General features: G+C 69.9%; 9 protein-coding genes and 1 pseudogene. 4 read left to right on the top strand and 6 right to left on the bottom strand.

Annotated elements, in window-relative coordinates; genetic code table 11:
• Positions 1 to 1279 precede the first annotated feature (1279 nt).
• Positions 1280 to 2041, bottom strand: a complete 762-nt coding sequence (locus tag ACFWBQ_RS09960; RefSeq protein ID WP_385486059.1) for a polysaccharide deacetylase family protein — start codon at positions 2039 to 2041, stop codon at positions 1280 to 1282.
• Positions 2042 to 2734: 693 nt separating this feature from the next.
• A pseudogene (locus ACFWBQ_RS09955) lies at positions 2735 to 3075 on the bottom strand (hypothetical protein); the annotation flags it as partial.
• Positions 3076 to 3259: 184 nt separating this feature from the next.
• Here ACFWBQ_RS09955 and ACFWBQ_RS09950 point away from each other — a divergent pair.
• A complete protein-coding gene (locus ACFWBQ_RS09950; protein ID WP_385486057.1) occupies positions 3260 to 3823 on the top strand; it encodes a dihydrofolate reductase family protein in 564 nt (187 codons plus the stop codon).
• A 187-nt stretch (positions 3824 to 4010) separates the two neighbouring features.
• Here ACFWBQ_RS09950 and ACFWBQ_RS09945 read toward each other — a convergent pair whose 3' ends face one another.
• The gene (locus ACFWBQ_RS09945; RefSeq protein WP_385486055.1) at positions 4011 to 4604 is read right to left on the bottom strand and encodes an MBL fold metallo-hydrolase; all 594 of its coding nucleotides are present in this window, start codon (positions 4602 to 4604) and stop codon (positions 4011 to 4013) included.
• A gap of 82 nt (positions 4605 to 4686) precedes the next feature.
• Here ACFWBQ_RS09945 and ACFWBQ_RS09940 point away from each other — a divergent pair, with 82 nt between their 5' ends.
• On the top strand, positions 4687 to 5643 hold the full coding sequence (locus ACFWBQ_RS09940) for a GlxA family transcriptional regulator (protein WP_385486053.1): 957 nt from the start codon (positions 4687 to 4689) through the stop codon (positions 5641 to 5643).
• A gap of 149 nt (positions 5644 to 5792) precedes the next feature.
• On the opposite strand, the gene ACFWBQ_RS09935 is transcribed toward ACFWBQ_RS09940, so the two are convergent.
• The 3 genes from ACFWBQ_RS09935 to ACFWBQ_RS09925 all read right to left on the bottom strand — a co-directional run bounded on the left by ACFWBQ_RS09935 (position 5793) and on the right by ACFWBQ_RS09925 (position 11224).
• A complete protein-coding gene (locus ACFWBQ_RS09935; RefSeq protein WP_385486051.1) occupies positions 5793 to 6053 on the bottom strand; it encodes a hypothetical protein in 261 nt (86 codons plus the stop codon).
• A gap of 197 nt (positions 6054 to 6250) precedes the next feature.
• A complete protein-coding gene (locus ACFWBQ_RS09930; RefSeq protein ID WP_385486049.1) occupies positions 6251 to 7387 on the bottom strand; it encodes an endo-1,4-beta-xylanase in 1137 nt (378 codons plus the stop codon).
• 375 nt (positions 7388 to 7762) lie between these two features.
• Positions 7763 to 11224: a BTAD domain-containing putative transcriptional regulator gene (locus ACFWBQ_RS09925; protein ID WP_385486047.1), complete on the bottom strand. Its 3462-nt coding sequence runs from the start codon at positions 11222 to 11224 to the stop codon at positions 7763 to 7765.
• A gap of 207 nt (positions 11225 to 11431) precedes the next feature.
• Between ACFWBQ_RS09925 and ACFWBQ_RS09920 the strand changes: the two genes are divergently transcribed.
• Complete coding sequence (locus ACFWBQ_RS09920) at positions 11432 to 11974, top strand: SDR family NAD(P)-dependent oxidoreductase (RefSeq protein WP_385486045.1); 543 nt, start codon at positions 11432 to 11434, stop codon at positions 11972 to 11974.
• A 66-nt stretch (positions 11975 to 12040) separates the two neighbouring features.
• Positions 12041 to 13297 carry an MFS transporter gene (locus tag ACFWBQ_RS09915; RefSeq protein ID WP_385486043.1) on the top strand — a complete coding sequence of 419 codons (1257 nt, stop codon included), beginning with the start codon at positions 12041 to 12043 and terminating at the stop codon, positions 13295 to 13297.
• Positions 13298 to 13663 lie beyond the last annotated feature (366 nt).

Below are 13663 nucleotides of genomic sequence, written 5' to 3'. Positions count from 1 at the left end.
ACTTCCCATTACACATGTCTTCACGCTCGCGATGGCACCGGCAAACCCTCCGTGCAATTCCTCCGGGAGAGCAGCGGACAACTCCTCCTACATCACCGACAAAACGCAGCACTCGTAAGTCGGTCACCGAGGTGAAGTCGGTCGGACTCCGATGTGAGGACCGTGTGAGGCAGGGACAACGCAAGCAAAATGCGCATCCTCAGTGCTCTATGTCCACACCACGACAAAGCAGCTACCTGCGCGTACTGAGTAACGACCCCCGGAGCGAACTTCAAGCACGCCTGGGCGGAGCCGACTGAATGGACGACACGGAATTCTCCGCCTACGCACTCGACGGACGGGCAATCACCGTGCTGCGGCAGCGGGCACAGACATGGGCGAACACCACCGGGGAACAACTTCAGGAGCTTGAGGCTCCGCACGAGGATCGATGGTCTTACGAATTCCGATCGCTCGACACGAATGCGGTTCACGAAGGGCTGCCCGCACTCGGTCGCCTTGCCCCATCCGTGCCCTTCGGAGCGGTCAACGACAGTCAACCACGGCACCCAGAGACCACTTCGGCCTCGCCCTTCCGATCCAAAAATACAAGCAGAGGTACTTCACCCGCGCAAGCGCCAATGATTCCCAAATTCGATTCTCGTCACCCGCTCCATGAAAAAGCCCCAGGCCAACGGCCGGGGGCTTCTTTGTTGTCTGGACCTCTTATGACCCACATGCCATGCGCGTGCCATAAGCGTCCTCACGACACGCCAGATTGAGGCCCCCTCCACGAAGGCGCTACGTCGGCGAATGAATCACCCTGTACGCCGACAAGCCGGATGAGGTCCGGGCTGTCTCCACCGGTGGAGACGTAGATGGTGAGCCCGACCACGTTCGGCCGCGTACACCGAAACCCAGGTCAACGTGTGCAGTGACGACCGACCTGTCCCAAAGGTGGACGCGGTAGCGGACATGTTCCTGCTCTGAGGCAGTGTCCCGGGGATCGATGGCGCGCATGCCCGCGTGAGGAGCCTGCGTAGAGAGGGGCCGCTACGGCTTGACGGCCTGCTGTGCCCGTCGTCCAGATCGCCGGAACGGGCACAGTGATCTGGCCTTTGATGAAACCGGTGTACTCGCCCGGCGTGGGGCTTGCTTACCGCCGGCCTGCAGTGTGCAGAACGTGGCCGTCCAACGGTTCCTGATCCGAGACTGGTTCGGAAATTGCGATGACCAACTTGTTCGTGCATGTCTGCCGGTGCCGGGGGCAGGTCTTGATGTCAGTGCGGGAGAGCCTCACTCACCGCACGGGGAAGCCGAAGGAGTACCCCTGCTCCTTCAGCCAGGGCAGCACCTCGCGCAGAGCGGCCAAGGTCTGGGAGCGATCCCCTCCCGCGTCGTGGAAGAGGACGGTCGGCCCGTTGGCGATCTCGCTCTTGACGGTGGCGACCATGGTGTCCACACCGGGATGCTCGAAGTCCTTGGTGTCGACGTTCCAGCCCAACGGTCGCATCCCCCGGGACGCGGCGAGCTGCCGGCTGTACGGGGTGAAAGCACCGCCCGGGGCCCGGTAATACTGCGGCCGGACACCTCCGGACGCCTTAGTGATCATGCGTTCGGCATCCAGGATCTGCTGGGACTGGTAGGCCTCGGACCGGGTGTCCATGGTGGTGTCGTGCGAGACGGTGTGGTTGCACAGCCGGTGCCCGTCTGCCACGACCGCCTTGACCAGGTCCGGGTACGCCTGGGCCTGCGTGCCCACCATGCAGAACGTAGCCTTCACACCGCTGTCCTTCAGCAGTTGCAGCACCTGCGGTGTCCAGACCGGGTCCGGTCCGTCGTCGATAGTGATGTTGACACCCCGTGCGCCGCGATCCGAGGCGTGCGCGATGTCCGCCGCCACGGGCCGGGCGTCCGGCGCTGAGACACGCGCTTGCGGCTGCCGCCCTCCGGCGGGGTCGGCCTGCGCGGTCCACACCGAGGTGGCAGCGGCCACCGCCGTCACCCCGAGTCCCGCCGCGAGAAGCCGGCCGTGCCATCCCCTTCCCTTGTGCCTTGCCATGTCTGCCCGCCCCTTTGCTGCCTCCGCCGATGCCGTGCCCCCATCAAGTCATACGAACACCCTTACAAGGTCCCTCTGTTACCGATCGCAGACGAGATCGCAGGGGGTCGGCGACAAACGCAGGAGCTCTGCGACAGATGAGGGGGCGCAACGGCCTCGAAAAGGTACCGGCGAGGGCGGCAGACGCTGATCTGCACGGATTCCGGCGGAGGCACCCACGCCTGCGTCGGATGGCCCGCGAAGCAGGGCCGATGGCCGCCCCACTCGGTCGGCATGACCATGGCTGGAGATCGTCCAGCTCGCACTGGGCTGCCGTCCTGGCCGCCGATACTCGCCCCGACCTGCCCTCCGGCCCGGCTCCGGGAACCCCGCCGTCTGCGACTCCGGTCGGGAGGGCGTCACGTCGCTCGATCGCTCTGGTGATGACGTCGGTCCAGTCCCCATGGTGGGTGAATCGCAGATGCCGACGGCGGGCGGTGGTGATCAGCTGGGTGGCGGCTGAGAAGAGACTCCGGTTGACCAGCAGATCCACCTGTCCCGACGAGCCTGAGCCATCCCACCGGAAATGGCCCCCGGGCCCACCCAACGCGACAATCGGGCCAGTGGCTGCCCACGCGCCTCGACAAACGACGAAGAGTCCGTCAGCAAGCTGACGGGCTCCCGCAAAAGGTCGAGGCTCAACCTGTCATCAGGTCAGATCGTCGGTGTGTCATCGACCATCGCCTTGTGCGGTTCGACAATGAACCTCCAGCATCGCTGGGCTCCAGGAACCGTAGTCGGGTCGGGTACATGTCCAGGGCACGGCGGTCACGGTTTTGGGTGTTCGTGTTCTTCCGCCCCCGGGCCGGCTCCTCGTACAGGTCGACCTTGACGTCCGGCACCGCGACGACTTCCTCGCTCCAGCGCTGAACGATCCCCGCACCGAACGCATCCCGTGCGGCGGCGTAGAGCGACTCCAGGGATTCCGTGTTCCCGTCGGGCACGAAGAGAGCAAGGTTCAGGAGGACACCGGCACTCCGGAGAACCTCGATGGGAGAACATGAATTTCCTACCCACAAAAGATCGCCCTCGCAACAAAGGACCCTCCCTCAAAATTCTTATCCAGCTCCGTAACCAAATGATCTCGTGAGGTGACTCGGCCCAGGGGATCCCGCGAGCCGCGATGAGTGCGGCGTCCGTCGGTCGTACTGTCGAGCCCGTTACCGAGGAGGACTTCTGATGCGCAGCGTGACCTATTCGATGGGCGTCTCACTCGACGGCTACATCGTCGGGCCGGACGGCGACTTCAACTGGACGGCGCCCGAGGAGGAGGTCTTTCGCTTCTGGATCGACGAGATTCGACAGGTCGGCGTCCACCTGTTGGGACGACGGCTGTACGAGACGATGCTGTACTGGGAGACCGCCGACCAGGATCCATCGCTCGACGACTCGATGCGCGAGTGGACCTCGCTCTGGAAGCCGCTCCCGAAGGTGGTGTTTTCCACCACCTTGTCGGCGGTGCAGGGCAATGCCCGCCTGGCTTCCGGCGGCCTGACGGAGGAGATCGAGCGGTTGCGAGCCGAGCCGGGGGAGGGCGACATCGCGATCGGCGGCGCGACTCTCGCCGCCGAGGCGGCTGCGTCGGGTCTGATCGACGAGTACCAGGCCATGGTCTACCCGGTGCTGGTCGGCGGTGGCATTCCGTTCTTTCCCCGGCGCGAGCGCCGGGTGGATCTCGAACTCGTCGAGACCCGCACCTTCAGCTCGAAAGTCGTCTACCTCCGCTACCGCGTGACGCGTTAGCCGGCTCGTCCGCCGAGCCCTGGGAGGATCGGGCCGGCCAGTGAGGGTTTCTCGATGAAGATCTCCTCGGTGGACATCTACGCCGGCAGAGGAGCCGTCGTTCAGCACTTTTCGTCGACGAGCTCGTCGAAGGCATCCCGGTTCATGGCTCGGCACACCGCCGCTCCTACCCGTTCGTAGGAGACCGCTAGCGCGGCGCGGTGTCGTCGGCCGGGAACGCGGGTCCGTGGCCGGGCACGATCAGGTCCGCGGCGGCAAGTACCCGGAGCCTGGATGCCAGCAGGATCTCGTGGTCCGGGGCCACCGGGTCGTCCACCGGGCCGTTGGGGCGCCACCACAGGTCACCCACGAAGGCCACGACACCCGAGTCCGTACCTGCCAGCAGGGTGATGTCCTCGCGGCTGTGGCCCGGGGTGCGGATCAGCCTGAGCGAGGAGGTCAGTTCGTAGCCCTCGGCGTCGCGGTCGGTCCACTGGTCGTTCCGGTAGATCGCCTTGTGGTCGTGGACGCGGGCCCGGCCGAAGAGGCCCACGTTCATGGTGTTGTCCGGATGGTGGTGGCTGAGCACCACATCGGTGATGTCGTCCGGGCCGATCCCCGACTCCGCGAGCGGCCCGAGGATCCGCTCGCGGCCGGCCACCATGCCCGGGTCGACGATCACGCGGCGTCCCCCGTCACTGATGTAGGAGACGGTGGCGGCCACCCCGGGGCCGGTGGAGAGGGTGTAGCCAGTGGTCAGGATCTGGTAGGTGGCGCTGCGGCCGAGCGGTGCGTCTGTCATGGCCCCAAGTCTTCGTGGCTGGGCCCTTCTTCACGAGTGGCCGCTCTGCCACTGATCGCAGGAATCGTGCCACACTGCCCGCATGCCGCCCTTCGTGACCGTCGCCGCCTACGCCCCGCCCGGTGTCGGGATGCTCGGAGCCGGCATCGTCTCCGAGGTGTTCGACGCGCGCGGCCAGGACCTGCCACGCTTCGACTTCGGCCTGTGCACCGACCGGCCCGGACGGATCCGCAGTGATGTCGGGCTTCCGATCGTGGTCGAGCACGGCCTGGACCGGCTCGCCTCGGCCGACCTGGTCATCGCCCTGCCCTGGGCGGACTTCCGTACACCGCCGGGACCCGCCGTGCTCGATGCGCTGACCGCCGCGCATGAGCGCGGCGCGCTGGTCGCGGGACACTGCGTCGGCGCCTTCGCCCTCGCTGCGGCCGGCCTGCTCCACGGGCGGCGCGCCACCACCCACTGGCGGTTCACCGGACTGCTGGCCGACCGCCACCCGGACGTCACCGTCGAACCCGACGCCCTGTACATCGACGAAGGCCGGATCGTCACAGGCGCGGGAGCCGCTGCCGGCTTCGACCTGTGCCTGCACCTCCTGCGGCGGGAGTACGGCGCCGCCACGGCCAATGCCATCGCCCGCGACCTGGTCCTGCCGTCCCACCGCGACGGGGGACAAGCCCAGTACCTGGCCACTCCGGCCCCCGAGGACTGCCACGACGATCGGCTTGCCGACGTGCTCGCCTGGGCCCGCGAGCACCTCCACGAGTCGCTTCCCGTGGCGGAGTTGGCCCGGCGGTCCCTGATGAGCAGACGCTCCTTCGCCCGCCGCTTCGCCGCCTCGACCGGCACCACCCCGCACGCCTGGCTGCTCGGCCTGCGGCTCAGCCGCGCCGAGGAACTCCTGGAGACCACGGACTTCCCGGTCGAGGAGATCGCCCGTCTGGTCGGCTTCGGAAGCGCGGCCGTCCTGCGCTCACAGTTCGTACGGCGCCGGGGAGTGCCGCCCCGCTCCTACCGCCGGTCCTTCACCCGCACGCCGTAGCCGGCGCGGGCATGCGGGACCGCCGGCTTCCTTCGCCTCGAAAGCAGTCAGCTCCAGAAGCTTCTCGGGTCTCTGCGCGAAGGCCGATCAGTCATGGCGGACCACCTGCTGTGACCGCTCAGGTTGCTTCGACGCCTGCATCTGCCACTTCACTGCATGTTCTGCACATGCGGATGGGCGTACGAAGTCGTGCACACGTACAGCTGCAGGCTGTAGCCACGGCCGATATTGAGCTGCGTGGCATTGACCGGGCCGAGGAAGTGCAGGCCGGTGCAGCCGGCATCCTCGACCGGTCCGGCAGACAGTCGATCGCCGTGACCTGGGTTCACGACAAGAAGGCAGGCGGGAAGCGACCCCATCGTGCGCGGGCCGGCCGGGTACGGGACATGCCGAGTGGTCCACTGCTGCACCTGGGCAGTGCCGACGGCAAGGCCGTCCTGCTCGACCCGCCGCCCCGGGCCGCACCCTCACGGCGTACACCTTTTGCCACGCCGTAGTTCCCAGTCGGGCGCCCGCGCCGGACCCGCCGCCGCTGGGTGATGATGCGGTGGCAGGTCCGGCGCGGAACCGGTCACCCGCCGCGGACGGTCGCGGCGGGCGGGAGTTCTCAGTGCTTCTGCGCCGCCTTCAAGGTGGACTGCAGGGCGAAGAAGGCGGGCTTGCGGGTGAGGTCATCAGTCATGACCGTCGCGGAGCCCTCCCCCGCGAAGAACACCGGGACCCAGGAGTACTTGTCGGTGAAGCCCCAGATCGTGAAGGAGTTGCAGCCGTCCACGGCCAGGCACGCCGACAGCGCCTGCTGGTAGTAGTCGGCCTGCTTCTGCAGTTGCGCATCGGTGGGCTCGCCGCTCTCCGGCAGGTCCATGCGCACGTCCAGCTCGGTGATGGCCGTCTCGAGGCCGAGCTCGTCGAACCGGCGCAGGCTCTCCTCGAGTCCTCCCGGGAAGCCGTAGCGCGTGCTCAGGTGCGCCTGCGAGGAGAAGCCATGAACGGGAACATGCTGCTTCCGCAGGTTCTTGATGAGTTCGTAGTATGCGTCGCTCTTGGCGTTGATGTCCTCGACGCCGTAGTCGTTGAAGAAGAGCTTCGCCTTCGGGTCTGCCTGGTGCGCCCATCGGAAGGCGTCGGCGATGATGCCCGGTCCGAGCCTGCGGAGCCAGATGTTCTCCTCGGTGCGCAGCTTGCCCTCGCCGTCGAAGATCTCGTTCGCCACGTCCCACTGCTGGATCTGGCCGGCGTAGCGGCCGACGACGGTGGTGATGTGCTCGCGCAGGATGGCACGCAGTTCCTTGTCGGAGAAGTCGCCCTCCTCCAGCCATGCCGGGTTCTGGCTGTGCCACAGGAGCGTGTGCCCGCGCACGACCTGCTGGTGGCGATCGGCGAAGTCGACGATCGCGTCGGCCATCTTGAAGTTGTAGCGGTTCCGCTCGGGGTGGATGTACTCCCACTTCATCTGGTTCTCGGGGGAGACCGAGCTGAACTGCTGCCCCATGGTCTTCCGGTACTTCTTGTCCGAGGTGAAGGGGTCCGGGTAGTCCTGCTCAAGGTGGTGGCCGCCACCGGCCACGGCGGTGCCCACGAAGAACCCGTCGGGAGCGGCCCGGCGCAGCTGGTCGAACCTGGCGTTGGAGTGCGGCGCGCCCCCGTGGTCGAAGGACGGGTCGGCCGTGGCCGAGGTCGCCGCCAGCGGCAGCGACAGGGCTGCCGTGGCAAGCGCAGCGGTGACGAAGCGGAGGTGTCTCATCGGAGGACTCTCATTTCGGTCGGCCTTTTCGAAAGTTTCGACAAAATTTACGAACCAGGCTCACGGACGTTAAGAGGCTCACAGTCAGGGCGTCAATACCCGTGCAGAGTCGCGCGGTGGCCATCGCCTGCCCTGCCCGCACCCGGGCGGGCACAACGAAAGGACCCCGTGACACCATCCGACCCGTTACGTGCCCGTTTCCGCTGTCGCTGCGGAAGCGGTCATGTCAGCGAGGTGCCTTCCGGCCGCCGGGCCGGCGGTGTCTGTTCGTGGATCCGGTGTGAGACCTCGACGGAGAGCTCCGGGCGGGCAGTCGGCACCGCAGCCGGGATGTCCCGTGGGCCCGGCCTTCGCCGCAGTCATTCAGCGGGCTTCTCAATCAAGCGATTCCGTAAGCCGTTTGAGAGCAGTACGGGCATGGAGCACCGCCTCCTCGGCGGTCAGTCGTGCGCCGCGGTCGAACGTCTCCGTGAAGGCGGATGCGCCCAGGGCGGCTCGTGCCGACGACGTGATGCGGTCGACGTCGGCGCGTTCGGCAGCCGGGAGCGGGGCTCCCGCGAGGCGGCGGGCCGCGGCCGCCGCGCCGAGGAGAAGGGCCGAGCAGGCGGCGGGTTCGTGGCCGTGCAGGGCGGCCGCGCCCGCCAGACCCTCGAGGGAGAGGGCGAGGGCGCGTGGCTCGGCGAGGGAGCGGGCGATGTCCAGACCACGCAGGTGGCGGGCTGCGGCCTGATGCGCGTCGCCGCGGAGCTCGGCGACGAAGCCGAGCTCCGCGAGGAGCAGGTGGTCGCCCGCCTGGGACGACACATCGGCGTAGCCGTCGCGGAGGTGCAGCAGATGCGCCTCGGCGGCATCGAGGTCGCCGGAGCGGCGTGCGCCGAGGGCAAGACCCATCTCGGAGTGGATCTCGCCGTACTTGTAGCCCTGTTCGGCGGCGATGCGGCGCGCCTGCTCGTGCAGGTCGCGGGCCCGGTCCCAGTCGCGGGCGAGCAAGGCCAGCCGGCCGAGCCCGGAGAGCCGCGCCGACACCTCCGCCTCCAGACCCAGCTCCCGTGCCATCCGGAGCCCTTCGTGCTGGCGACGCGCCGCGTCCTCGTACTCGCCCTTGATCTCGGCGAGCGCGGCGAGCGGCGATACGGTCTGCAACTCCCCCCAGCGATCACCCAGTTCCCGGAAGAGCGCGGCGCTGCGCAGCCCGTCGCGGCCGAGCCCGGTGAGGTCGCCGCAGACCAACGCGAGTGTCGCCCGCAGGCCGAGCGCGGCTGCGGTGCCCCACTGGTCACCCGCGGCGGTGAAGAGGTTCAGGGCGCGGGTGTTCAGCTCGTCGCCGTCGGCTGTGTCGCCCGCGCTGAACAGGCCGTACGCACACAGCCACAGGGCACGGGCTCGGCGCACGGGGTCGGGGATGGCATCGGCGGTCCCGGGAGCGGCGACGCCGGTGGCGGTGGCCCAGGTGGCGGTGGCCCAGGTGGCGGTGGCCCAGGTGGCGGTGGCCCAGGTGGCGGTGGCCCAGGTGGCGGTGGCGGTGGCGGTGACCACGGTGTGGTCGCCGGTGAGAAGTGCGAATGCGGCGTGGAGAAGGGCGAGTTCGGCGGGGGCGGCGGCCTTGGAGGTGGAGGCGGCCGGCTCTGAGACGGCGGCCAGGACGGACCGCAGGCTACGGCGGGCCTCGGTGAGGCGGCCGCGCAGTAGCCACCACCAGGCCAGGGCAGTGGCGAGCCGCACCGCCTCGTCCCCCTCCCCCACGCCGGCCCGGCGCACCGCCTCGTCGAGTGCCACGCGCAGATTGCCGGCCTCGGCGTCCAGGCGGGCCAGCCAGGATCGCTGCCCGGCGCCGCGCAGCTGGGGCTCGGCGCGTTCGGCTAACGCGAGGTGGTGGCGCAGATGGCGGTCGCGTACGGCGGCGAGGTCCTCCATCTCGTGCAGCCGCTCCGTCGCGTACGCGGCGACGGACTCCATGAGCCGGTAGCGGGGCCCGGTGGGCCCGTCCACCACGACCACGAGGGACCGGTCGACGAGCCGCGTGACAAGGTCGAGGACTTCGTCCCGGGCGACGCCGTCGCCCGCGCACACCGCCTCGGCGGCCTCCAGGTCGCAGCCGTCGCTGTGCACGGCGAGGCGGCGCAGGACGATGCGCTCGGGCGCGCTGAGCAGCTCCCAGCTCCAGTCGATCACCGCCCGCAGGGTCTGCTGGCGGGCGGGCGCGCCGCGCTGCCCCGAGGTCAGGACCCGGAACCGGTCGCTGAGGCGTACCGCCAACTCCCGTACACCCAGGACGTGTACGCGGGTGGCGGCGAGCTCGAGGGCGAGCGGGATGCCGTCGAGGCGGCGGCAGATTCCGGCGATGGCGTCGCGTTCCGACGCATCCGGTTCGCGCGGGAAGCCGGGCGCGGAGGCGGCGGCGCGCTCCATGAACAGCTGGACGGCATCCGCGGCCGGGAGGGGCTTGACCAGGAACACCGCCTCGCCCGCCAGGCCGAGCGGCTCCTGACCGGTGGCCAGGACGCGCAGGCCGGGGGCGGTGCGCAGGAGCAGCTCGGCGAGTTCGGCGGCGGCGTCGACGACGTGCTCACAGTTGTCCAGGACGAGCAGGGTGCGGCGGTCCCGCAGGGCGGCGGCGAGGCGGTGCGGCGGCGAGGGAGTACTGGTGCCGGTGCCCGGCAGGGCGGAGGGGGCGTCGTCCCGGATGCCGAGAGTGGCGGCGACGACCTGGGCGAGGTCGGCGGGGGTGCCGGCGCGGACGCCGGCGAACTCGACGAGCCAGATCCCGTCGGGGAGTTCACCGGCCTGCACGCTGTCCCGTTCCGCGGCGGCCGCTGCCACAGCCAGGCGCGTCTTGCCGACACCACCGGGGCCGGTGAGGGTCACCAGCCTTGCTTCGCACAGGAGTTGGGACAGATAGGTGAGGGATCGACGGCGTCCGATCAGGGGGGTGAGGGGGACGGGAAGGTTCGAGTGCGTGTGCGGGCCCTCCGTGGGCGGGTCAGCTGCCCCCGTGGCGGGGCCGTGGTCCACCCCCGTCGAGCCGGTCCGCGAGCCGGGGGAGTGGGAAGCGGGGGAGGAACGGACATCGCCCCCGGTGCCGGCTGCGGTCAGCGCGGGGATCAGCGCCGGGTCCTGTCGGAGCACCGCCTGGCGCAGTGCGCCGAGCGACGGGCTGGGGTCGACCCCCAGCTCCCCCGCGAGCCGGGACCTCAGGTCGTCGTACGTGGCGAGGGCCTCGCTCTGGCGTCCCGCCGAGTAGAGAGCCCGCATCTGTACGGCGCGCAGCCGCTCCCGCAGCGGGTACTGCGCCACCAGGTCGGCAAGCTCCCCGCCCAGGAGCACCTGGTCACCGGCGTCCAGGCGGGCCTCCGCCTGCTCCTCCAGGACGGTCAGCCGCTGCTCCGCGAGGCGCTGCGTGGCCCCCCGTACGAACTCCTCGTCCGCGAAGTCCGCATACGCGGGCCCCCGCCACAGCTGGAGGGCCTCGGTGAGGAGTGCGGCACGCGCGCGCGGGTCCCGCAGCGGGCGGGCCTCCGTCACGAGGGCGCGGAACCGCGCGGCGTCCACCTCTTCGGTGTCGCCACCGAGCCGCAGCCGGTAGCCCGGCAGCTGCCGCACCACCCGGTCCCGGCCGATGACCCGGCGCAGCTGGGAGACCTTGGCCTGCAGCGCCCCCGTGGGCTTGCCCGGCGGCTCGCCGCCCCAGAGATCGTGGATGAGACGGTCGGCGGAGACCGGGCTCCCGTCGTGCGCGAGCAGATCCGCGAGCAACGCCCGGACCTTGACCTCGGGGACTTTGACTTCGTGTCCCTCGTCGTCCCACACCACCAGTGGCCCGAGCACCCCAAACCGCATACGCGCCACCGTACATGTCCAGGGGCTCCGTTCCTGAGCCACCGGAATCCCGCGGCCGGGCCCCGTCCCCGGCACGGGCCGGAGTGCAGCCGTCAGCGGATCGTCAGCGCTCCCGAAGGTTCCCCGAAGCGCTTCCGCGCACAGTGGTCCTCGCCGGGCGGCACCCGCACCGGCCAGGAAACGACACCCAGGGAGGGAGCGGCAGCCATGACCAAGTACGCGCACAGGAAGGCCGTGGTCGCCGGTGAAGCCACCGGCATCGGCCTGGCCATCGCCAAGCGCCTCGTGGAAGGCGGCGCGACGGTCCTGCTGACCGCCCGCACCCCGCAGGAACGCGACCACGCGGGCTCCGAACTCGGCTCCGCCGCCCGTGTCGTCGCTCCGGACGCCGTCGAGGCCGCTCTCGGCTCCGACGGTGAGGTCGATCTTCTCTTCGCCGACGCGGTATCCACCGTGCTGCCGCTGGTGCGGCACCTCAAGGACGGCGGCGCGATCGTGCTCACGGCCCCCGCCCCGTCCCCCGCCTCCGTGACGACGCTCGCCGCCGAGCTCGTCCCGCGCGGCATCCGTGTCAACGCCGTGGCTCCGGGCTGTATCGCGGCGCCGGGCGCCGGCGCCGTACCCCTGCCGCCTCTGGGCCGTCTCGGTGCCGCCGAGGAGGTGGCCCGCGCCGCGCTCTTCCTGGCCACGGAGGCGACCTTCACGACGGGCGCCCGGCTCCCCGTCGACGGCGGTCTCGGCCCGCCGTGACCCGGAACGACCCGGAGCACCACGTCCCCAGAGTCCCCGAACCCCCAGAAGATCCGGAGCACACCCATGAGCACCGCGCCAGACACCGCGGCTGATTCCGCCGCGGCACCGGTAACGAAGAGCGGCGGCCGGGAGCAGCAGAAGCTCCCGCTGCCGGCCCTGCTCGCCCTCGCCACCGCCGTCTTCATCACCTGCCTCACCGAGACCCTCCCCGCGGGCCTGCTCACCGCAATGAGCGACGACCTCCGGGTGAGCGAGTCCGCGACCGGACAGACCGTGACGATCTACGCGATCGGCACCGCCCTGACCGCGATCCCGCTGACCGCGGCCACCGCGGGCTGGCGGCGCAAGGGGCTGCTCCTCACCGCCATGGCCGGATTCGCCCTGGCCAACACCGTCACGGCCGTATCGTCCGTGTACGAGCTGACGATGGTGGCGCGGTTCGTCGCGGGCGTCGCCGCCGGTCTGGCCTGGGCCCTGCTCGCCGGCTACGCGCGGCGTCTGGCGCCCGTACATCTGCAGGGCAAGGCGATCGCCATCGCCATGGCGGGCATTCCCGTCGCGCTCTCCATCGGTGTGCCCGCCGGGACCTTCCTCGGTGACGCGCTCGGCTGGCGCGTGGCGTTCCTCTCGATGACGGCGCTCACGGTGCTGCTCCTGCTGTGGATCTTCACTACCGTGCCGGACCACCCGGGACAGGAACGCGGCGAGCGGCCGAAGATGCTGCGCACCCTGCGCATCCCCGGCGTGACCCCGGTCCTGTTCGTCACGCTCGTCTTCGTGCTGGCCCACACGATCCTGTACGCGTACATCGCCGCGTTCCTCGACGACCTGGGCATGGGCGACAGCACCGGCCTGGTCCTCCTCGTCTTCGGCGCAGCCTCGTTGGCGAGCATCTGGATCGTCGGTGCCCAGATCCAGCACCGGCTGCGCAGCCTCACCCTCGCCGGCGCCCTGCTGGTCGCCGTGGCCGCCGCACTCCTCGCGGTCCTCTCCGACAACACCGCCCTCGTATACGTCGCGGCCGTCCTGTGGGGCCTGGGCTGGGGCGGGGTGCCCACACTGCTGCAGACCGCCGTCGGCGACGCGGGCGGCGAATCCGCCGACGCGGCCCAGGCCATGCTCGTCACTCTCTGGAACGTCGCCATGGCGGGCGGCGGCATCATCGGCGGCATCCTGCTCGACATGGCCGGCAGCGACTCCTTCCCCTGGACCGTCCTGCTGCTCCTGCTGCCGGTGCTCGCGGTCGTCCTCTCCGCACGCGGCGCCGGCTTCCCCGCGGCGCGGCAGGTGGCCCGGGGCGGTGACACGGACCCGGCCTGATCCCCGGATTCGCCTGGTCCCGACTCTCCCGTCAGGTCCATGTGACGGCCGCCGAAGGCGCGACGCTCCCCCGGCCTTCGGCGGCCATTCGCCGTCCCCGCCCGGCTTTCCGGCATTCGCGAACACACAAACCCGCCGGCTTTCGCACATCACGCGCTTGCCCCGCCTTCGCGAACACAGGACGGCCGGAGCCGTCCCCGCACTGCGGCGGACCGGATGTTCATGATGTTTTGACACTTCACCGGCCGGGTTCAGCCAATGGCTTTATCACTGGTAGAACCGCTTCCGCCCCCCGCACGGGCCCTTCCCGAACGCCCCGCCGGGACGCGTTTGTGCTGCTCAGGCCGCGAAGTTGCACAGTAGACG

Origin of the sequence: Streptomyces sp. NPDC060035 (assembly GCF_042736635.1) — a bacterium.
Classification (GTDB): domain Bacteria; phylum Actinomycetota; class Actinomycetes; order Streptomycetales; family Streptomycetaceae; genus Streptomyces.
This window is presented reverse-complemented; position numbering and strand designations above follow the sequence as displayed.

What these genes read in the sequence shown, in the direction of transcription:
- ACFWBQ_RS09960 (WP_385486059.1), bottom strand. Translation starts at nt 2,041, where the DNA reads ATGGCAAGGCACAAGGGAAGGGGATGGCACGGCCGGCTTCTCGCGGCG.
- ACFWBQ_RS09950 (WP_385486057.1), top strand. Translation starts at nt 3,260, where the DNA reads ATGCGCAGCGTGACCTATTCGATGGGCGTCTCACTCGACGGCTACATC.
- ACFWBQ_RS09945 (WP_385486055.1), bottom strand. Translation starts at nt 4,604, where the DNA reads ATGACAGACGCACCGCTCGGCCGCAGCGCCACCTACCAGATCCTGACC.
- ACFWBQ_RS09940 (WP_385486053.1), top strand. Translation starts at nt 4,687, where the DNA reads ATGCCGCCCTTCGTGACCGTCGCCGCCTACGCCCCGCCCGGTGTCGGG.
- ACFWBQ_RS09930 (WP_385486049.1), bottom strand. Translation starts at nt 7,387, where the DNA reads ATGAGACACCTCCGCTTCGTCACCGCTGCGCTTGCCACGGCAGCCCTG.
- ACFWBQ_RS09925 (WP_385486047.1), bottom strand. Translation starts at nt 11,224, where the DNA reads ATGCGGTTTGGGGTGCTCGGGCCACTGGTGGTGTGGGACGACGAGGGA.
- ACFWBQ_RS09920 (WP_385486045.1), top strand. Translation starts at nt 11,432, where the DNA reads ATGACCAAGTACGCGCACAGGAAGGCCGTGGTCGCCGGTGAAGCCACC.
- ACFWBQ_RS09915 (WP_385486043.1), top strand. Translation starts at nt 12,041, where the DNA reads ATGAGCACCGCGCCAGACACCGCGGCTGATTCCGCCGCGGCACCGGTA.